The organism is Gluconacetobacter sp. (assembly GCF_047721585.1).
Lineage (GTDB): Bacteria > Pseudomonadota > Alphaproteobacteria > Acetobacterales > Acetobacteraceae > Gluconacetobacter > Gluconacetobacter dulcium.
Genome location: NZ_JBDNXE010000081.1, coordinates 1 through 19,016, shown reverse-complemented (window position 1 = coordinate 19,016; position 19,016 = coordinate 1). Strand labels below are relative to the sequence as shown.

The 19,016-nt window shown below is 64.2% G+C and carries 15 protein-coding genes; 13 read left to right on the top strand and 2 right to left on the bottom strand.

From position 1 onward, the window contains the following. Positions 1-307: 307 nt before the first annotated feature. The 4 genes from ABF821_RS14205 to ABF821_RS14190 all read left to right on the top strand — a co-directional run bounded on the left by ABF821_RS14205 (position 308) and on the right by ABF821_RS14190 (position 5,801). Positions 308-886: an RNA polymerase sigma factor gene (locus tag ABF821_RS14205; protein ID WP_182972477.1), complete on the top strand. Its 579-nt coding sequence runs from the start codon at positions 308-310 to the stop codon at positions 884-886. Then, positions 837-1,835 (top strand): DUF4880 domain-containing protein, encoded by a 999-nt coding sequence (locus tag ABF821_RS14200; RefSeq protein ID WP_415530464.1) that lies wholly within the window; start codon positions 837-839, stop codon positions 1,833-1,835. The genes ABF821_RS14205 and ABF821_RS14200 overlap by 50 nt, the downstream gene beginning before the upstream one ends. A 136-nt stretch (positions 1,836-1,971) precedes the next feature. After that, entirely contained in the window at positions 1,972-4,941 is a 2,970-nt protein-coding gene (locus ABF821_RS14195; protein ID WP_415530463.1) for a TonB-dependent receptor, read from the top strand. Positions 4,942-4,982: 41 nt separating this feature from the next. After that, on the top strand, positions 4,983-5,801 hold the full coding sequence (locus tag ABF821_RS14190) for a hypothetical protein (RefSeq protein ID WP_415530465.1): 819 nt from the start codon (positions 4,983-4,985) through the stop codon (positions 5,799-5,801). 56 nt (positions 5,802-5,857) lie between these two features. On the opposite strand, the gene ABF821_RS14185 is transcribed toward ABF821_RS14190, so the two are convergent. Beyond that, positions 5,858-6,664, bottom strand: coding sequence for a DsbA family protein (locus tag ABF821_RS14185; protein WP_415530461.1), 807 nt, complete (start codon positions 6,662-6,664; stop codon positions 5,858-5,860). Positions 6,665-6,832: 168 nt separating this feature from the next. Between ABF821_RS14185 and ABF821_RS14180 the strand changes: the two genes are divergently transcribed. From ABF821_RS14180 to ABF821_RS14160, 5 genes are all read left to right on the top strand, one after another. Then, positions 6,833-8,344 carry a gamma-glutamyltransferase gene (locus ABF821_RS14180; RefSeq protein ID WP_415530460.1) on the top strand — a complete coding sequence of 504 codons (1,512 nt, stop codon included), beginning with the start codon at positions 6,833-6,835 and terminating at the stop codon, positions 8,342-8,344. A gap of 128 nt (positions 8,345-8,472) precedes the next feature. Next, on the top strand, positions 8,473-9,525 hold the full coding sequence (recA, locus tag ABF821_RS14175) for a recombinase RecA (RefSeq protein ID WP_182972481.1): 1,053 nt from the start codon (positions 8,473-8,475) through the stop codon (positions 9,523-9,525). Further along, entirely contained in the window at positions 9,506-9,937 is a 432-nt protein-coding gene (locus ABF821_RS14170; RefSeq protein ID WP_415530459.1) for a hypothetical protein, read from the top strand. The genes recA and ABF821_RS14170 overlap by 20 nt, the downstream gene beginning before the upstream one ends. A gap of 231 nt (positions 9,938-10,168) precedes the next feature. Beyond that, entirely contained in the window at positions 10,169-11,137 is a 969-nt protein-coding gene (gene coaA / locus ABF821_RS14165; protein WP_415530458.1) for a type I pantothenate kinase, read from the top strand. A 71-nt stretch (positions 11,138-11,208) separates the two neighbouring features. After that, complete coding sequence (locus tag ABF821_RS14160; RefSeq protein WP_415530457.1) at positions 11,209-12,318, top strand: anhydro-N-acetylmuramic acid kinase; 1,110 nt, start codon at positions 11,209-11,211, stop codon at positions 12,316-12,318. 20 nt (positions 12,319-12,338) lie between these two features. Here ABF821_RS14160 and ABF821_RS14155 read toward each other — a convergent pair whose 3' ends face one another. Further along, entirely contained in the window at positions 12,339-13,109 is a 771-nt protein-coding gene (locus ABF821_RS14155) for a tetratricopeptide repeat protein (RefSeq protein WP_415530455.1), read from the bottom strand. Positions 13,110-13,270: 161 nt separating this feature from the next. Here ABF821_RS14155 and ABF821_RS14150 point away from each other — a divergent pair, with 161 nt between their 5' ends. The 4 genes from ABF821_RS14150 (at position 13,271) to ABF821_RS14135 (ending at position 19,015) form a co-directional block, all read left to right on the top strand. Then, positions 13,271-13,957 carry a Fe2+-dependent dioxygenase gene (locus ABF821_RS14150; protein ID WP_182972485.1) on the top strand — a complete coding sequence of 229 codons (687 nt, stop codon included), beginning with the start codon at positions 13,271-13,273 and terminating at the stop codon, positions 13,955-13,957. Between the two features lie 869 nt (positions 13,958-14,826). Further along, positions 14,827-15,726, top strand: a complete 900-nt coding sequence (locus tag ABF821_RS14145) for a GNAT family N-acetyltransferase (protein WP_415530454.1) — start codon at positions 14,827-14,829, stop codon at positions 15,724-15,726. Between the two features lie 221 nt (positions 15,727-15,947). Then, positions 15,948-18,275 carry a TonB-dependent receptor gene (locus tag ABF821_RS14140; RefSeq protein WP_415530453.1) on the top strand — a complete coding sequence of 776 codons (2,328 nt, stop codon included), beginning with the start codon at positions 15,948-15,950 and terminating at the stop codon, positions 18,273-18,275. Positions 18,276-18,289: 14 nt separating this feature from the next. Beyond that, positions 18,290-19,015, top strand: a complete 726-nt coding sequence (locus ABF821_RS14135; protein ID WP_415530451.1) for a tetratricopeptide repeat protein — start codon at positions 18,290-18,292, stop codon at positions 19,013-19,015. Position 19,016: the final 1 nt, after the last annotated feature.

The following is a 19,016-nucleotide window of genomic DNA, read 5'->3' as shown; positions in this document are numbered from 1 at the left end:
AGGGGTATGTGCCGCCGGCGGGGGCGGCGATCGAGGCGGCCCGCGCCGTTTATGATCGGTCTTGAAAGGTCTGTCAGGAGCCTGATCGAGGATGCGGGACGGATTGCCGCCTGTGTGCGTCCCCGGTCAGGTGCCGAATTATTCTGCCTTCCGCCAGATTCGATTGTCATCATAATTTCAACATTGCTCTTGCGAACTTTGTTCTAGTTTCCGCCAACACCTTTCCACAGTTTCCGTGCTGTTTCCTGGGCGTCCGGGATCGGGCCGCCGGGACGGGGAGTATGGATTCCTTCGTGCGGGGACCGGGATGCTGCCTTCGGATGACGAGCGAATCTCCTGGGTCGCCAGTCAGGTTCTGCCGCATGAAGCCGCCTTGCGGACATGGCTGCGCCGGTTTCGGGATATCGATATCGACGATATCGTCCAGGACAGCTACGCGGCGATGATTACGGCCGATATCGCCGGTATCCGCAATCCGCGCGCCTACCTGTTTACGGTCGCCCGCAGCGTGGTGCTGCGCCACTATCGGCGCTCACGCATTATTTCCATCACGGCGCTGACGGATTTCGACGCGCAAAGCATCGTGGATGACGGGGCGGATGCCGAGCGGGCGCTCGGCGCCCGGCAGGAGCTTGCCCGTCTCTACACGTTCATCGAGGAGCTACCGCAGCGTTGTCGCCACATTCTCCTGCACAGAAAACTCGACGGATTATCGCAGCGCGAGGTCGCGCAGCGCATGGGCGTGTCGGAAAGCGTGGTCGAAAAACAATTGGCCAGGGCATTGCGTGCGCTCAATGGCATGTTCAGGGAGCCTGGCTCCGGCGAACGGCCTGCTGATGGCGGGGATGTTCGCGCGACACGACGACGCGATACCGGAACATGGTGAGACATGCGCGCATCCGGTCGATGAAGCGGCATTCGCCTGGATCGTGCGGCTGGATCGGGGCGCGCTTGCGCCCGAGGCCGCTCGGGAACTGGATGCCTGGCTGACTGCGGACAGCCGGCATCGGGGAGCCTTCCTGCGGGCGCAGGCTTTGTGGCGTTCGGCCGATCGCGTTGCGGCTTTCCGGGTTCCTGACGGGACGGCGCCGGCGGAGGCCCCTGTTCCGCCCGGTTTCGTGGGGCGGCGCCGGATGGTGGGATCGGTTGCGGCTTCGCTGCTGGTCGGCGCGACGCTGGGCGTGACGGTCGGGCCGGCCGAAGCGTACGAGCCGGTACGATTTTTTCGCTCCGGTTCGGAATTGCCGAAGCCTGTTCGACTGGCCGGCGGGGATTTTCGCCTCGATCGGACCTCGCAGTTTCTTTGTCTTCAGCGCGGTGACCGGATCCATGCCGATCTTCTGGCCGGGCGTGTCAGGGTGGACTGGCGGCAGGGGCCGATCTCGGTGCGGGCCGGGAGGGTGGAACTGGACACCGTGGCGGCATCGCTCGTGATGCGCTGGGACGCCGACGGGGAAAGCGTGCTGTTGCTGGATGGAGACGCCCGGCTGCGGGGTGGTGCCGGGCAGCCCGTGCGCAGGCTGCGCCGGGCGCAATGGGTCCGGCTGTCTCCCTCCGGCAGGTGGGAGGAGGGAAGCCTGAGCGCGGATGACCTGGATTACGTCTCTGCCTGGAGCCACGGGCGGCTGGAATTGCGGGCCACGCCGGTCGGCGAGGCGATCAGACGGATCAATTTCTATAACGATAGAAAAATATTCTCTTCCAACGTGGCGCTGTCGCGTCAGCGGATTGACGGGATTTTTTCGCTGACCGAGCCCGAGACCTTTGCCCGCAGTCTTTGCCGCATGTTTCATGTCAGGCTGGTGTTGTCCGGGCGGGGGCTGGAACTGCGCTGACACGGACTTGCCGCCTTTTGGAGGCTGAAGATTTTCTGTCAGAAAAGCTTAATAAAAATAAGGGGGTTTTGACAGGAGGGTTTTGCGCTCTGCGGGATCGAGTAGGGGAACGTATCATTGATGGATATGAAAAACCGTGTCGCATTCATCGTTCCCGCATGCGCGTTTCGCTGCAATTCTTCTGACGACTACCGGACTGACGCTCGGCCTTTCGCTCGCCTCTGCCCGTGCCCAGGCGCGCCGGTTCGATATCGACGCCATGCCCGTCTCCCGTGCCGCCGTTATCTTCGGGCGGCAGGCGGACATGCAGGTCATGCTCCGTGATAAAACGGCCCGGACGATACAGGCCCATGCCGTCCATGGGGTGATGAGCGCCGAGCAGGCGCTGTCGCATCTTCTGGCGGGCACCGGGCTGGCCGTGCAGTCGCGGCATGATTCCGTTCTGATACTGGGGGCGACGCATCGTGCGGAGGCCGTGAAACCCGATGGCGAGCGGATCGTCGTTTCGGCGGTCCATGACAATACGCTGACCAAGCGGACGAGCGACCAGATCTTCGATACGTTGAGCGCCCAGCAGATCCGCTCGGCGCCGGACCTGACGATTGTCGAGGCGGCACGGCGGATGGTGGGTATTTCGGTCCTGCCGAGCCAGAATGACGGCCGCTCCGACAACCAGATGGAGAACGTGACCATTCGCGGGTTGGATAATTCCTATAATCTGATCACGCTGGATGGCGCCCAACTGGCATCGGCGGACAATGTCACCTCGCCGCAGCGCGGCATGCGGCTGGATCTGGTTCCGTCTTCCCTGGTCGGCGAATTGCAGGTTCTCAAGACCATCGATGCCTACAACGATCCGCAGGGGCTGGGTGGGCAGGTCCATATGCTCTCGAAAAGTGCTTATGAATACGGAAATTCCGCCGACGTGCAGTTGCTTGGCGGCTGGAACAACCAGTCTGGCACCGTCGTGGAGCCGCGTCGCGAGAACTGGCGCGTGGATGGAACCGTTACCCGCGTATTTGGCAAGAATCGCGAATTCGGCCTGGTCCTGGCCGGGAGTTATCAGGAACTCAACTCGGCGGCACATGCCATTCTGCCGGGGGATTCGTCGGGCGATGGATGGGCGTATTACGGGGCTTCGGGTGCGGCCTCGGGCAATCCTGTCAATACCGACGCCGCCGCCCATGCCCCCGGCGCGGCCGCCGTGCCGGTGCGTGTGCAGGATTATGCGTTCGACGATGCCTACAAACGCTACAGCCTGAACGGGAAATTGCAGTGGAGGCCGACCTCGCGCCTGTCCATGGCGTTGTCCGGCGGCTATTTTCACGCTGTCGATCAGGAGACGCGCAATGAGGCGCTTTCGATGCCGTCAGGTCATTGGATTGCCGGAGCGACGCCCGATACCGGCGCGTTGACGCTGGGGCAGTATCAGTTTGGCGACTCCGTGCAGCCGGAAACGCATCAGACGTTCTTCGTGAATGGCAATCTTCATTATGACATCACGAACCATATGAAGCTTGACCTCGTGGCGGCGGACTCGGAAGCCAAGGACCATCTGTCGAACTGGATGTTCAAGTGGAATACCGGCATGAAATACAGCAATACCGGTAATTCTGAAGACAAGACGAGCTATTCCGCGCCCTATGGGTACAATTATACCGTGACGGGTGGCGTGCCTTCGATTTATTTCAATGACCTGGCGGCGGCGAACGATCTGAACAATTACGGGCCGCGCTATTTCAGGGATTATCAATATTCCTTGCAGACGAAGCTGCGCTTTCTGCGCGGTGACTGGCACTGGGATCTGGGGCGCGGGTTCTGGCTGGGTGCTGGGGCCACGCAGACCATGACCAATGTCCAGCATACCGAAACATATAATGACTGGGCGCCGATGGCAGGAGATGCCCCGCAGGAGATCGGAAGCCTACAGAATTACATCACCCCCAGGACCGGTTCGGTATTCTCGGCGCCGGGACTGACATATTACTATGTCGATCCGGCCAAGGCGCATGCCGTGCTGGACAATCATCCGGAATTGTTTCGCAAGCTGGACGAGACCCCGACCAACAAGGAAGCGTATTATCACCTGATGGAATCGATTACGGCGCTGTATTTCCAGACCGGATGGCAGAATAGCTGGTTTGCGATTCATGGCGGTTTTCGCTGGGATCATACGTTTACGAACGTCTCCAACATCAATGCCGTGACATCGGGGGGGACGACGCAATATCTGCCGCAGACCCGCACGGCGCAGTATGATTACATGCTGCCTTCGGTGCTGACGACGTTCACGATTACTCCGCGCATGAAGATCCGGGCTGATTTTACGGAATCCATGGGGCGGCCGAACTATAACCAGATCGGCGGGGCCACCACGACCTCGGAAAGCAATGGCACCTATTCGATTTCCCAGGGGAATTCGAACCTGAAGCCCTTGCATTCATGGAATTACGATCTGGCTTACGAATGGTATCCGGGGCGCGACACCATGCTGTCGCTCGGCCTGTTCTACAAGGATATCCATGATGCGATCTATACCCGCAGCACGCTTGGCACGGCCACGATGAACGGGATTACCGAGCAGGCCATTATTTCGCAGCCGCTCAATGCCTCGGGTGCCGGATTGCGCGGGCTGGAACTGCAACTGGTGCGGGAGAAGTTCGGGTTTCTGCCGGGGGTGCTGAAGAATTTCGGTGTTTCGTTCAATGCGACCTTTCTGCAAGGCTGGTTCGAGGAGCAGATGAGCGACGGATCGCAGCGGCGGATGGGCGGGTTGGCGAATCAGCCGAACCATATCTACAATGCGTCGCTGCTGTATTCGGACCGGAATTTCGAAGCGCGCTTCGCCTACAACATGACTGGAAAATATCTTTATTATACGTCCGGTTCGGCGAACTGGCTCGATATGTGGATGCAGCCGCGCGCGCAGCTCGACATGCAGTTGAGCTATCGGATCAATAAATGGATCTCCGTGACGGGTCAGGTGCAGAACCTGACCAATGAAGGGTATCAGACCCGGATGGGGCCGAGCGCGAACCTGATCCAGGATATGCACCCGGCGGGGCGGAGCCTCTGGTTCGGCGTGCGGTTTCAGCCGAAGATGTGAGGATAGACAGGGTGTTCCGGAAATCTTGCTGGGTCTTGGCCGTGGCCCTGGGGACGGTGGCGACTGCGACGGGGGCTGTCGCGGCGGAGCCTGTCGCCCCGGTGCCTATCGTCCAGGCGCCTGAAATCGTTCGGGTGGTGCCGGCGCCGGAGGCGACGCAGGGTGTCGCCAACGATGCCGCCTTTCTCTACGCCGTGCAGAACCGGCGCATCGGTCGATATAGCCGTGCGACGGGGCAGCGCGTCGGATCGTGGGAGGGGGATCCTGCCCTTTATATCCATATCAACAGTTGCCAGGTGACGGGGGGCGAACTGGTCTGCGCGATGTCGAACTATCCGAACACGCCGATGACCAGTTCCGTCGAGTGGTTCGATGCGCGTACGATGCGGCATGTGCGGTCGCACAGTTTCGGGCCTGGGCTGGGGTCGCTGACCTGGATCGATTGGCACGGAGGAAGCTGGTGGGCCTGTTTCGCCAATTATGACGGCGAGGGCGGTGAGGCGCCGCGCGACCATCGATCGACCGTTCTGGTACGGATGGATTCGCGGTTCGTCCGCCAGGAAGCATGGCTGTTTCCGCAGGATGTGCTGGAGCGGTTCGGCCATTTCAGTTCGTCAGGCGGGCGATGGGGAGCGGATGGCCGGCTTTATGTGACCGGTCACGACCGGATGGAACTCTATGTTCTGGCGCTGCCGGAGGCGGGTGGGCGGCTGGTCCATCTCGATACCCTGCCTTTGCCCACCAATGGTCAGGCGTTCGACTGGGACGTTCTGCATCCCGACCATATCTGGACGATCGATCGCCGGCGCGCGGCCATGGTCGAGAGCGTGATCGCGCGGGCTGGCGCGAACGGCGGGTAGCGGGGGATGGCGCGGCCCTGCCGGCAGGAGGCCGGCAGGGAGCGGAGGGCGGGCGGTCAGTTATGCCGGGTCTTGTCGATCGCGGCTTTCAGGCCGTCGTAATCGACGGCGCCGGGGATGACGTAGCGGGCGTCGAAGACGAAGGTGGGCGTGCCTTCCAGGTGGATGGCCTCGGCCAGTTCCGCATTGGCGCGCAGGGTGGCGGCGACGGCGGGGCCGGCCATGTCGGACACCAGGCGGTCCGCGTCGAGCCCGGCCTGTTTCGCCAGCAGGCGGATGCGGGCGGTGTCGGGCTTCGTCGTGTCGGTCATGACGGCGCGCTGCATGCGGAAATAGGCGTCGTGACCGCCTTGCAGCGCGGCGGCGGCGATGGCCTGCGCCGTCAGTACGCTGGCCGGACCCAGCACCGGAATCACCTTTTCCAGGATGCGGACATTGGGATCGTCATGCACCAGGCGGTCGAGGTCGGGCAGGACCTTGCGGCAGTAGGGGCAGCGGGGATCGTAGAATTCGACCACCGTGGTCCGGGCATCGGGCGCGCCGAGAATCGCGTCGGTCGGCGCGGGTGTGGTCAGGGCGGCGCGGTGGGCAAGCAGCGCGTCGCGGGTGCGGGTCTGCTCCTGCGCCTCGGCGCCCGCGCGCAGGGCGGTGATCGCGTCGGAGAGGATCGAGGGGTCGGTCTTCAGCGCGTCGCGGACGATGGCGACGATTTCCTTGCGCTGGGCGGGGGTGAAGCTGTCGTCGGCGCGGGCGGAGGCGGGCGCGGACAGGGCCAGCATGAGGCCGATGCCGGCCGGAAGGGCCGTGCGCAGTCCAGGGGCCGTGCGCAGTCCGGGGAGGCTGCGGGACGAGAAGAATGACAAGGGCGGCCTCCGGCGCTCGGGTTTCGTATCGGGCGGTGTTGGAGGGTGTCTGTAGAGCAGAATGGGGGGGTGCGGAAGGGCGGCGGGGAGATGGCGAGTTGCCGATGCTCCAGAAGACCGCTAATTCCGGATAGTCCGGGCTTTTCGTGCCGGGGCATGACGGCGGCAATGGAGAATCTGTGCGTGCGTGAACGTCCCCTGAACCACCCGTTGCGTCGTTGCGGGGCCTTGCTGCTGTCTACGGTCCTGGCGACGGCGCTTGGCGGATGTTCGGTCAAGACATTCAACGACCCCGTGAGGACCGCCAGCCAGGTCCTGTTCGGCAGTGGCTCCGACGCGCCGAAAGGGCCGACCTATCTGACCGGCTATATCGGCAATGTCGTCTCGGACGAGCCGCAATCGGCCATGGTGGCCCGCGATGTTCTGGCGCGGGGCGGCAATGCGGCTGACGCCGCGGCGGCGCTGGGGATGACGCTGGCGGTGACGCTGCCGTCTCGGGCCTCGCTGGGCGGAGGCGGGGCCTGTCTGGCGTGGCGGCCCGGCGATTCCGGCGGTGGGCGGGCGTTCCTGTTCCTGCCGGTCGCGGGATCGACGGCGCCGGAGCCGGGTGGCGCGCCGGTCGACCGCCCGGCGGCGGTGCCGACGCTGGCGCGCGGGCTGTATCTGATGCATCTGCGCTATGGCAGCGTGGAGTTTGGCGAAACCCTGACCCCGGCGCTGGAACTGGCGCGCGGCGGCATCTCGGTCAGCCGGGCGCTGGCGACCGACCTCGCGGCCGTGCAGCGGCCGCTGCTGGCCGATCCGGGCGCGCGGGCGATCTTCAGCCGGGGCGACGGCAAGGTGCTGGCGGAGGGCGACACCCTGGTGCAGCAACGCCTGACCGGCGTGCTGGAACAGATCAGGAGCATGGGGGTGGGCGACCTGTATAACGGGGCGCTGGCGCGCTCGTTCGTCGCCGGAAGCCAGGGGGCGGGCGGTGGTCTGACCGTGGCGGACCTGCGCGCCGCCGTGCCGGCGGAGACCGACCCGCTGACTGTGCGTGCGGGACAGGTGACGGTCGGCTTCCTGCCGCCGCCCGCCGATGGCGGGCTGGGCAGCGCGGTGGCGTTCCGTGCCCTGAATGCGGGAGGCGCGAGCGACCGGGTTGGCCAGTCGGCGGTGGCCGCGTGGCGCGCCCAGGCGGCCGGGGTGCAGTCGGGCGCCGAACTGGTGGCGCGGGCGCAGGCGGTGGTCGATTCCGGCACCGTCCCCAATGGGGGAAGCCTGCCGCATCTGCCGGCCTCGACCTCGTTTGCCGTGGTCGATCGGCATGGCGGGGCCGTGGCGTGCAGTCTGACGATGGATAATCTGTTCGGCATCGGCCGGGTCGCCGGTGGCACGGGCATTGTGATGGGCGCTTCGCCGAAGCGCCTGCCGCCGCCGTTGCTGACGGCCGCCATCGCCAGCGAGGGCAACCGGTTCCGGGCTGCCGTGACGGGATCGGGGCAGAACGATGCCGCCGACGCGGTTGCCGCCGAAATGAAGCAGGTTCTGGGCGGCGAGAAGCCGGGGGCGCGGCCGGTGACGGCCGATGGGCGGATCAATGCCATTTCCTGCCCGGCGGGCCTGCCGGGCGGCGAGGGAAGCTGCGCCGGCGGCACCGATGCGCGGTCGGCCGGCCTGTCGGTGGGGTCGGACTGACGGATCGGCCGCGTGGGTGTGCCGCTTGTGGATGATCATGTTTTGTTCTAGTTTTGTCTGAGCGGGACCGCCGGGGTGTGGCGGGGAGAACCCGGGGTTTTCATGATATCGGAACGGGATTGAGGGCGATGGCGCAGGCACCGGGCATTGACAAGAGCAAGGCGCTGGAAGGCGCGCTGAGCCAGATCGAACGCGCGTTCGGCAAGGGATCGGTGATGCGGCTTGGCCAGCGCGCCAACGAGGCGGTGGATGTGGTGTCCACCGGCTCGCTCGGGCTGGATATCGCGCTGGGGATCGGCGGGTTGCCGCGTGGCCGTATCGTCGAGATCTACGGGCCTGAAAGCTCGGGCAAGACGACGCTGGCGCTGCATGCGATCGCCGAGGCCCAGAAGAAGGGCGGCGTCTGCGCCTTTATCGACGCCGAGCACGCGCTGGACCCCGGCTATGCCCGCAAGCTGGGGGTGGATGTCGATAATCTGCTGATCAGCCAGCCGGATGCCGGCGAGCAGGCGCTGGAAATCGCCGACACGCTGGTGCGCTCGGGCGCCATCGACGTGCTGGTGGTGGATAGCGTTGCCGCCCTGGTGCCGCGCGCGGAACTGGAAGGCGACATGGGCGACAGCCATGTGGGCCTGCATGCGCGGCTGATGAGCCAGGCGCTGCGCAAGCTGACCGGGACGGTTTCGCGTTCCAACACCATGATGATCTTCCTCAACCAGATCCGGTTGAAGATCGGCGTCATGTTCGGCAGCCCGGAGACGACGACGGGTGGCAACGCGCTGAAATTCTACGCTTCGGTGCGCCTGGATATCCGCCGGATCGGGCAGATCAAGGACAAGGACGAGGTCGTGGGCAACCAGACCCGCGTCAAGGTGGTGAAGAACAAGATGGCCCCCCCGTTCCGGCAGGTCGAATTCGACATCGTGTATGGCGAGGGGATCAGCAAGATGGGCGAACTGATCGACCTGGGCGTCAAGGCGGGCATTGTCGAGAAATCGGGGGCCTGGTTCTCGTATGACAGTCAGCGGATCGGCCAGGGACGGGAAAATTCCAAGCAGTTCCTGCGCGAGCACCCTGAGATGGCGGCGGATATCGAGCGGCGCGTGCGCGAGCAGGCGGGCGTGGTGGCCGAGGCGATGCTGGTGTCCCCCGGTGAACAGGATGTTGCCGACGCCGAGTGACCGGCGCGGGGCGATAAGCCGGCAGGCGGGGCCGCGCGGCCTTGCTTTGCTGGTTCTGCTGGCCGGTCTGACGGCCTGCGGGTTCAAGCGGCCGGATGGAGAGTCGATTGATGTGCCGCCGCTGACCCTGTTCAGCGGGCAGGAACGGCCGGGCTATGCCAAGAAGACGGCATCGGCCGATGGCAGGCGGAACGCGGACGGGTCGCAGCCCATGTCTGCCGCGCCGGCGGGGCGGCAGCCCGACTACCAGCCGCTCCCCGATGCCTGGGGCATGCAGATGATCGCGTCCGGGTTCGATTCCAATGCCGCCGGCGATGACGGCGAGAAGGAAGAGGGCGGCCATTACGTTATCCCCGATACGCAGGTGAGTTATGGCGCCCGTAACCGTGGGCAGACGACGAGCGGGCGTTAGTTTGGCGGCCGTGGGTCACGTCTCTGTCATGAGCGTGGCGGACTATGGCGGTTTTCAGCGTTTTTTGGCCGGATCGGCCGGGTGGGGGAGTGCGGTCCACTGGATCGCCCCAACCGTTGGTGTTACGCCGCGCTGAATGAGGCCGGAATGATGGCCCATCCGGGGGAAGCGGATTCATGACGGTTGTTGGCACGAGACCCGGCGGCATCTGTCCGGCGCGGATATAGATCCATGATGCTCCGTATGCCTCCCTGGGGGTCGATGTCGCGCGATGGCGATCCGCCGCTTCCGTATCTGAATTTTTCGCGTGCGGAGTGGGCGGCGTTGCGGGCCAATGTGCCGCTTTCGCTGTCGGAAGAGGATATCGCGGCGCTGCGCGGCCGCAACGAGCCCGTGTCGATGGCGGATATCGCCGAGGTCTATCTGCCCCTGTCACGCCTGCTGAACCTGTATGTGATGGCCTCGCGCGGCCTGAACAGCATGGTGGAGAGTGCGTTTCTGGGCTGTCCGCGCATTTCGGTGCCGTTCATCATCGGGATTGCCGGCAGCGTGGGGGTGGGCAAGAGCACCTTCGCCCGGCTGCTTCAGGCCGTGCTGTCGCGCTGGCCGGACCATCCGCGGGTCGATCTGGTGACGACGGACGGGTTTCTGCTGCCGACGCGGGTTCTGGAAGAGCGGAGCCTGATGCAGCGCAAGGGCTTTCCGGAGAGCTACGACCTGCGGCGGATGATCGGCTTTCTCGCCGCCGTGAAGGCGGGCGAGCGGTTGCAGGAAGTGCCGCTGTATTCGCATGAAGCCTACGACATCGTGCCCGACCGGTTCCAGACGGTGGACCGGCCGGATATCCTGATCTTCGAGGGGCTGAACGTGTTGCAGACCGGTACCGACCGGTCGATGGTGGCGTCGGATTATTTCGATTTTTCGATTTATCTGGATGCGACCACCAGCGATATCGAATCGTGGTACGTGGAGCGGTTTCTGCTGTTGCAGCGCACCGCGTTCCGCAAGCCGACATCCTATTTCCATCATTATGCCGACCTTTCGCCCGCCGAGGCCGGGCAGGTGGCGGGGCGGATCTGGAACCGGATCAACCTGCCCAATCTGGAAGCCAATATTCTGCCGACGCGCGAACGCGCGCGGCTGATCATGCGCAAGGCGCGGTCGCACGCCATCAGCGAGGTTCGCCTGCGCTATCTCTGATGGTGGTGGCCCGGTTCCGGAATGTGGCTGGGTGGGATAGGCTTGCCGCTGTTGCGCAGGGGGTGGGGCCTATGGTCCGTGTGATCGGTCTGATGAGCGGCACGTCGCTGGATGGGGTGGATGCCGCCGGGATCGAGACGGACGGCGTGGCGGTCGGCGCGGCCGGGCCGACGGTGACCATTCCTTTCCCGCCCGAGTTGCGCGCGCGGACCCGTGCCATTCTCGATCGTGCGGGGAGCCTGCGGGGGGATGACCCGGAGCTGCTGGCCGTGGAGCGGGATCTGACGCTGCTGCATGTCGCGGCCGTGCGCGCGCTGGACTGGCCGGCCGAGCTGATCGGCTTTCATGGTCAGACGATCCTGCATCGTCCGGCGGAGCCGCGAAGCTGGCAGATCGGTGATGCCGGCCTGCTGGCGTTGGAAACCGGGGTGCCGGTCGTGCATGATTTCCGCAGTGCCGATCTCGCGGCGGGAGGCGAGGGGGCGCCGCTGGTGCCGGTCTTTCACCAGGCGCTGGCGCGGGGGATGGCGCGCCCGCTGGCCGTGCTGAATATCGGCGGGGTGGCGAATGTCTCGTTGATCGGGGCGGATGGGGCGTTGCTGGCCTGCGATGTGGGGCCGGGCAATGCGCTGCTGGATGACTGGGCCATGCGCCATACCGGCGTACCCTGTGACCGTGACGGCGCGCTGGCGCGGGCGGGGCGGGTCGATGCTGCCGTGCTGGCGGGCCTGATGGGCGACCCGTTCTTTGCCCGGCCGGCGCCGAAATCGCTGGATCGGCTGGCGTTTCATCGGGCGATGGATCTGCTGGCGCCGCTTTCGCCCGCCGATGGGGCGGCGACGCTGGCCGCCTTTACCGTGCGGGCCGTGGCCAGTCTGCCGCTGCCGTTTCAGCCGTGTCGCTGGCTGGTGTGCGGTGGGGGGCGCCATAACCCGGTGCTGATGGATGGATTGCGGGAGACGTTGGGGGCCGCCGTGGCGCCGGTCGAGGCGGTGGGGTGGGATGGCGATGCGCTGGAGGCCCAGTGCTTCGGATTTCTCGCCGCGCGGGCCGTGCGGGGGCTTCCGCTCTCTTTCCCTGGGACGACCGGGGCGGAGCGGCCGGTCAGTGGAGGCCGGGTGGAGCAGCGGGGCCTGCCCGTGGCCGCGACGCGGGTGCTGGCGCGTCTGCGGCAGGGGTAGGGTGGCCGCCCTGTGCGGGATCAGGCCGGTACGGGGTGCGGGATGCCCAGGGTATCGAGCCGGTCGTGCACCTGTTGCAGCAGGGCGGGGTCGCCGTCCGGGCCGAGTGTGTGGAGGGTGCGCGCCATGGCCAGCAGCACGTCCGAGGTTGCATCGCCCACCGCGCGCCACCACCACTCGAGCGCCTGGGCGCGGCCGCCCATCGCCAGCAGGGCCGTGGCGTAATTATGCTGTCCGCGATAATCGCCGCCTTCGGCCGAGCGGCGATACCATTGGAGGGCCAGCGCGGGATCGCGTTCGGTGTGCCAGCCTTCCTCGGTGAAGCGGGCGACCAGGTTCATCGACTTGGCGTGGCCGCGCTCGGCGGCGCTGCGGAACAGCTCCAGCGCGCGGCGCAGGTCGGCCGGCATGCCGATGCCGCGCATGGTCATGATGCCCAGATTGTAGCAGCCCCAGAGATCGCCGAGATCGGCGGCCTTTTTGTAGCTGGCGGCGGCGGCCGGGAGGTCGGGCGGGCCGCCCCAGCCGAAATGATGGCAGCGCCCCAGCATGTTATGGGCGGGCGCGTAGTCGGCCGAGGCCGCGATTTCGTACCATTGCCGTGCCTGGGCCGGGTCGCGCGGCACATAGATGCTGTCGAGCAGGATATCGCCCCAGCGTACCTGTTCCGCCACATGGCCCTGCGCCGCGCGGGTGCGGATCGCCTCGATGATGTCGGGCAGGGTGGGGGGTGTTTCCCGGTCTGATCGGCGCCGGCGGGTGGCCTTCTTCAGGGCATGGACAATCCGCATGTGCTGGAACCCGTAACGATTGGCAATCGACGGTTACAAACCATGGGCGGAATAATTGTGCAATTGATAATCTGTTGCAATGTGGCTATTCAGCAGCTTCGCCATGTTGTCCATGCCGGCCGTCCATGCTCGGCCGGGCCTGCTCCCTGATCGAGACTGCCATGTTGCTGCATATTCCCGATGTTCTTTCGGCCGAGGAAGTCCTGCATTGTCGTCGTGCGCTGGCTGACGCGCCGTGGGCGGACGGGAAGGTGACGGCGGGGCCGCAATCGGCGTCGGCCAAGCATAATCTACAGATTCCGCTGGACCATCCGCTGCATCGGTCGCTCGGTGAGATCGTGCTGCGTGCGCTGGGGCGGAACGCGCTGTTCAACAGTGCTGTCGTGCCGCTGCGTGTCGTGCCGCCGCTGTTCAACCGCTATGACGAGGGCATGTCGTTCGGCGCGCATGTGGACAATGCCATCCGGCCGATCCCCAATTCAGGCGGGATGCGCATCCGCACGGATGTGTCGTCCACGCTCTTCCTGACCGACCCGGAGGAGTACGAGGGAGGCGCGTTGCGGATCCATGATGCGTCGGGCGTGCAGGAGATCAAGCTGCCGGCCGGCGACATGATCGTTTACGACACCACGGTGCTGCATGACGTGGCCCCGATCACGCGCGGGAGTCGCTGGGCGTCGTTTTTCTGGACGCAATCGATGGTGCGGGATGTGGAGCGGCGGCGGATTCTGTTCGACCTCGATCGCACGATCATGGATCTGCGCTCGCGCCTGCCGGACGACGACCCTGCCGTGCTGGAACTGGTGAACTGCTATCATAATCTCATGCGCCAATGGTGCGAACTCTGATCGTTTGAAACAGAAGGTCGTCCGGCCGGGTTTTCTGAAAAGCCTTGCGGAGGGCGATGATCGGACGCGCGCAGGCTGACGGGGGTTGTCGCGATGGCGCCTGCGTGGCGACAGAGGCGCCCGAACGGCCGTTGCGATCCGGCCTTGCGGGTGGGTGAGGACGCGCCTGTCTGGTTGCCGCGTCTGGTGAGACACCGTGCCACGGTCTGGCGGGGCGGTGGCGCGATATCGTTCGCGCGTTGCTCTGTCCGCACGTATCTTGGGCGGATGGATCGTCATTTTTTACGATTTGAATCGGTTGTGTGTCGCGCGTGCCGCGTCTTGCCTGTCAACGGTCATGACGGCGGGAGGGGGCGGGTCTGTGCTGTCGGACGATATGCGCCGGGCGGTCGTGGGTGGTTTGCGGTCGCGCGTTCCTCGATGGTGGCGTTTCAGGTGCGTGAGGCCGGCGCGCTGTGGCGTTTCGCAGGCTTGCCGTCGGCGGGTCGGGTAACAATTGTTACATTGGAAACGGGTCGCACGCCCGGCCCGCCATGCGGTCGCGAGCCGGACGGACGCGCGTGCGGTCTTGCAACTGGAGGCGTGGTGGAAACGTGCGCCAGGAATTAATAAATAAAATCAATTGTTTGTTGGAGAAGATTCGCCAGGAAAATTCGCCAGACGGTGACGAGCCGATGGTTCGGTGTCGCGGTGCGGCGGATCATTGACGACTATAAAATATTTGTCATATGATACATTTCGATACGTTCTGTATCAATAGACATATAAAGATACAAACTTGAGTCGTTAGTAAAATGTTAATGTCGTCATCCTCCCCCGATGTTTCCTACCCTTCCGTCGAGCATTCGATATTTCATGAAAACTGGTGGATGGACGCCGCGACCGATGGAAATTACGAGACCCTGGAAATAAGAAATGCGGGAAATATCGTCTCGGATTTTCATTATTGTCGGAAAAAGCATTTGGGGATGCGGTATATAATTCCTCCCCCTTATACGAGAACATTGGGGCCGCGCTTCTTCCTTCCGGCTTCCAAGCCGTTCCGCAGAGGGCAGAAGATACGGAACATCGTCGCGGAGCTTGTCCGGAAGCTTCCGAAATACGATCATCTGAAAATTCGTCTCGATCCATCGGACGATTCCGCATTCGCTTTTTCGATCTGCGGGTTGCAGATAAGAAATGAATTTACCTTCCGCATACCGCCGGATGTGACGCCCGGTGTCGTCCTGGAGCAATGTGACCAGAAGACGCGGAACCTGATCCGATCGGCGTCTCAAAAACTTGAGGTTATTCAAAGCGCGGACATCGAAGCGTTCATTCGCATGTCCCTGGTCGATCAGTCGGCGTCGGAAAACAGGCATGATTTTGCGACGATGGCGAAACTCTTCGACGCCTGCCTGCGGCATGACAGGGCGTGCGTCATCAGCGCCTACGACGAAAAGAAAAAACAGGTCTCTTCGTCAGTATTGATCTGGGATGAGAAGAATCTTTATTATTGGCTGTCGGCGCGTGATCGAAATGCATCCATACCGGGGGCGAACATGCTCCTGATATGGGAGGCTTTGAAGCTTGCTTCGGCAAAGGCGCTGACATTCGATTTCGATAGTTTTGCCTCTGTCGGCACCGCGAAAATGCTTGCAAGCTTTGGGCAGCCTCCTGTTCTTCGCCCGCATGTGATCGGTGCTTCCGTGCGCTATGAATGGGAGCGCGCCGCCAATGCGACTCTCATGTCTCTGCGGGATTACTGGAAGAGGAAGATCGTGGCCTGATAGGGGCGATCGGGGGGCTGTGCACGGTCTGGACTCCAGTGGTCGGCGGGGGGCGGGGCATCGTTTTCGGCGCGGCTTGCGGCGGGTGTTTCCGGCTTGCGGGAAAACCGACATTTTTTGTCTTAATTAGCTTCCTTGACGCCTTGTATCTCTCATGAAACATGACTGCTTAATGCGAATATGTCGCATTTTCATGTTTCGTGTCGAGGAAACCTGGGCGAATGGGTGTCACTGGAAAATGGCGTAATGCGCGGCATGTGGCGCCCCAGCGCGGTCAGGTGCTGTGTGGGCTGGCGATGGCGATGATCGGCGGCCAGGGGCTGGCCGCGACGCCGGGCGTGGCGGCGGCGGACAGGCTGACCGACGAGGAAAAGAAAAAGGCGCAGGAAGAGCGCGCCAATCCCCGGCACGAGCATATCGAGGTTGTGGGCCAGTGGCGTGACATGTCGCCGAAATTCACCGCGCCGCTGCTGGATACGCCCAAGAGCGTTTCGATCATCTCCCGCCAGTTGTTGAGCCAGACCGCCTCGAACACGCTGGCCGACGCGCTGCGCAATGTGCCCGGCATTACGATGGGAGCGGGCGAGGGTGGTAATCCGGTGGGCGACCGGCCGTTCCTGCGCGGGTTCGATGCGCAGTCGAGCACCTTTGTCGATGGATTGCGCGATGTGGGCGCGCAGTCGCGCGAGACGTTCAATGTCGAATCGATCGAGGTCGTGAAGGGTGATTCCGGCGCCATTGCCGGGCGCGGCGGTGCCGGTGGCGCGCTGCTGATCAACAGCAAGATGCCGACGCTGAAGAATGCGATCGACGCCAATCTTGGTTTCGGCAATGCCGATTACAAGCGCGGCACGTTCGACGGCAACTGGCGGGTGACGGAGAGCGGGGCCTTCCGCCTGAACCTGATGGGCGACGACCAGGGGGTGGCCGGGCGCGGGCCGACCCATTATCGCCGGTTCGGCGTGGCGCCGTCGCTGTCGTTCGGGCTGGGGACGGCCAACCGCGTGACCGTGATGTATTATCACATGCAGAATGACGACCTGCCCGATGTCGGCATTCCCTACAGCAATCCGCCTTTCAACCGGCGTTCGGATGGCGCGGCGCGGGTGCTGGGGACGGGGAACGGCGCGCCGGTGAAGGTGCCGTTCGATACCTGGTACGGGTTGGAAAATCGTGATTCCAACCAGGATGGCATCGATATGGGGACGCTGCGGCTGGAGCATGATTTCAGCAGTACGCTGCATCTGCGCAATACCACGCGCTATTCCGAAACGACCCAGAACGACCGCTGGACGATGCCCGACGACAGCCAGGGCAATATCTATTACGGCTATGTCTATCGCCGCCTGAACAGCCGCTTCTCGACCTTCGATACGGCGACCAACCAGACCGATTTCTATGGGTCGTTCGATCTGGCGGGTTTCAGGAACCAGTTTGCCTCGGGGGCCGAGTTTACCCGCGAGCAGGGCAAGAACGACAATTACCTGGCCATCGTGAATGGCCAGAACGTGGGGGCGGGGACGAACTTCACCCGCTGCGCGACGGCGCTGGCCTTTTCGTCGCATACCTGCACGTCGTTGCTCAACCCGAACCCGAACGACCTGTGGACGGGCGACCTGAAACATGCCGGCAACCCGAACAGCACGCGCTTCGATACCAAGGCCGTCTATCTGTTCGATACCATCACGCTGCTGAAGCAGCTTCAGGCCAATGTCGGCCTGCGCTACGACAATGTGCAGAGCACCTATCGCACGGCGACGAGCGAGTATGGGCGCGGGGACAATCTGTTCACCTATCAGGGTGCGCTGGTCTACAAGCCGCGTTCCAACGGGTCGATCTATGCGTCATATGCCACGTCGGCGATTCCGCCGGGCAATTCGGTGGGGCAGGGATCGGACGATATCAGCCTGGGCGCCGACCGGAGCGGCAATGTGGGGGCCGTGCTGAAGCCCGAGCGTGACCGGACGATCGAAGTCGGCACCAAGTGGAACGTGCTGCATAACCGGCTGCTGCTGACCGGTGCGCTGTTCCAGATCGACGCCACGAACTTCAAGATCACCACCGCGACGGGCGGGATCGACAATGGCGGGACCAAGCGGGTACGGGGCTTCGAGGTTGGCGTGAACGGGCAGATTACCCGCAAATGGTCGATCAATGGCGGCTTTACCTATCTGGACGCGCGACTGCTGAAGGCAGGGGGCGCGGGTGCCGCCGCCGGGGTGATGGATGGGCGGCATGCGCCGAACACCCCGGAGAACAGTCTGGCGCTGTGGACGACCTATCGCCCGATCGAGCCGCTGACGATCGCGGGCGGCGTTTATTACATGGCCAAGGTCTACGGCACGGATTCCCCCACCGCGCCGAAATTCATTCCCGGCTATTACCGGTTCGATGTCATGGCGAGCTACCGGTTCCTGACGCACTACACGCTTCAGCTCAACATCCAGAACCTGGCCAACCGGCGCTATTTTACCCAAGCCTACACCACGCATTATGCGATGCAGGCGCCGGGGCGGACGGCGATGGTCAATCTGAACGCGCATTTCTGAGCAGGCGGGCTGCCATGCTGCATGGTGCCGCCGGGCCGCAGGCCGGAGGGGACGCGGTGACGGCCGGGGTTGCGACGATCTGCGACCTGGCTGGCGGCGGGGTGGCCGATGCGCAGCTTGTGCTGGGGCAGATCCTGCTGGATGGCGTGCTGTTGCCGCGCGACCCGCGCGGCGCCCTGGGCTGGTTTCTGGCGGCGGCGCGGCAGGGCAGCGCCATGGGGTGCAACATGGTCGGGCGCTGCTGCGAACTGGGGTGGGGCATGTCCCCGACCCCGGCGGAGGCGATGCGCTGGTATCGGCGGGCCGCCTGCGCCGGTCTGGACTGGGGCATGTACAATTACGCCACCGGGTTGACCCTGGGGTGGGACGGGCCGCCCGATCATGGGCGGGCGCTGGCGTGGCTGCGGCGGGCCGCCGCGCGCGGGCATTGCAAATCGTTCAATATAATAGGCGGCTTTTATGAAGACGGGTGGGCCGTGACGCGCGATCTGGCGCAGGCGCGGGCATGGTATGTCCGCGCCGCCGAGGGCGGGGATTTTCGCGGACATTTCAATCTGGGGCGCTTCCTGCTGGCGGAGGGGCGGACGGCGCTGGCGCGTCGGCATTTCGAGATTGCCGGTGGCACCGCGACACCGGCCTTTCGCGCCAGGATGGAACGATTCCTGGCGGGAGGCGGAATGCAGGACGAGGGAGCCATGCGCTTTGCCCCGGCTGGGGAGGCGGGCGGATTAGGGGCCTGAC

Coding starts and splice junctions, on each gene's coding strand:
- ABF821_RS14205 (WP_182972477.1), top strand. CDS start 308: ATGCTGCCTTCGGATGACGAGCGAATCTCCTGGGTCGCCAGTCAGGTT.
- ABF821_RS14200 (WP_415530464.1), top strand. CDS start 837: ATGGCGGGGATGTTCGCGCGACACGACGACGCGATACCGGAACATGGT.
- ABF821_RS14180 (WP_415530460.1), top strand. CDS start 6,833: ATGGAGAATCTGTGCGTGCGTGAACGTCCCCTGAACCACCCGTTGCGT.
- recA (WP_182972481.1), top strand. CDS start 8,473: ATGGCGCAGGCACCGGGCATTGACAAGAGCAAGGCGCTGGAAGGCGCG.
- ABF821_RS14170 (WP_415530459.1), top strand. CDS start 9,506: ATGTTGCCGACGCCGAGTGACCGGCGCGGGGCGATAAGCCGGCAGGCG.
- coaA (WP_415530458.1), top strand. CDS start 10,169: ATGATGCTCCGTATGCCTCCCTGGGGGTCGATGTCGCGCGATGGCGAT.
- ABF821_RS14160 (WP_415530457.1), top strand. CDS start 11,209: ATGGTCCGTGTGATCGGTCTGATGAGCGGCACGTCGCTGGATGGGGTG.
- ABF821_RS14155 (WP_415530455.1), bottom strand. CDS start 13,109: ATGCGGATTGTCCATGCCCTGAAGAAGGCCACCCGCCGGCGCCGATCA.
- ABF821_RS14150 (WP_182972485.1), top strand. CDS start 13,271: ATGTTGCTGCATATTCCCGATGTTCTTTCGGCCGAGGAAGTCCTGCAT.
- ABF821_RS14145 (WP_415530454.1), top strand. CDS start 14,827: ATGGACGCCGCGACCGATGGAAATTACGAGACCCTGGAAATAAGAAAT.
- ABF821_RS14140 (WP_415530453.1), top strand. CDS start 15,948: ATGGGTGTCACTGGAAAATGGCGTAATGCGCGGCATGTGGCGCCCCAG.
- ABF821_RS14135 (WP_415530451.1), top strand. CDS start 18,290: ATGCTGCATGGTGCCGCCGGGCCGCAGGCCGGAGGGGACGCGGTGACG.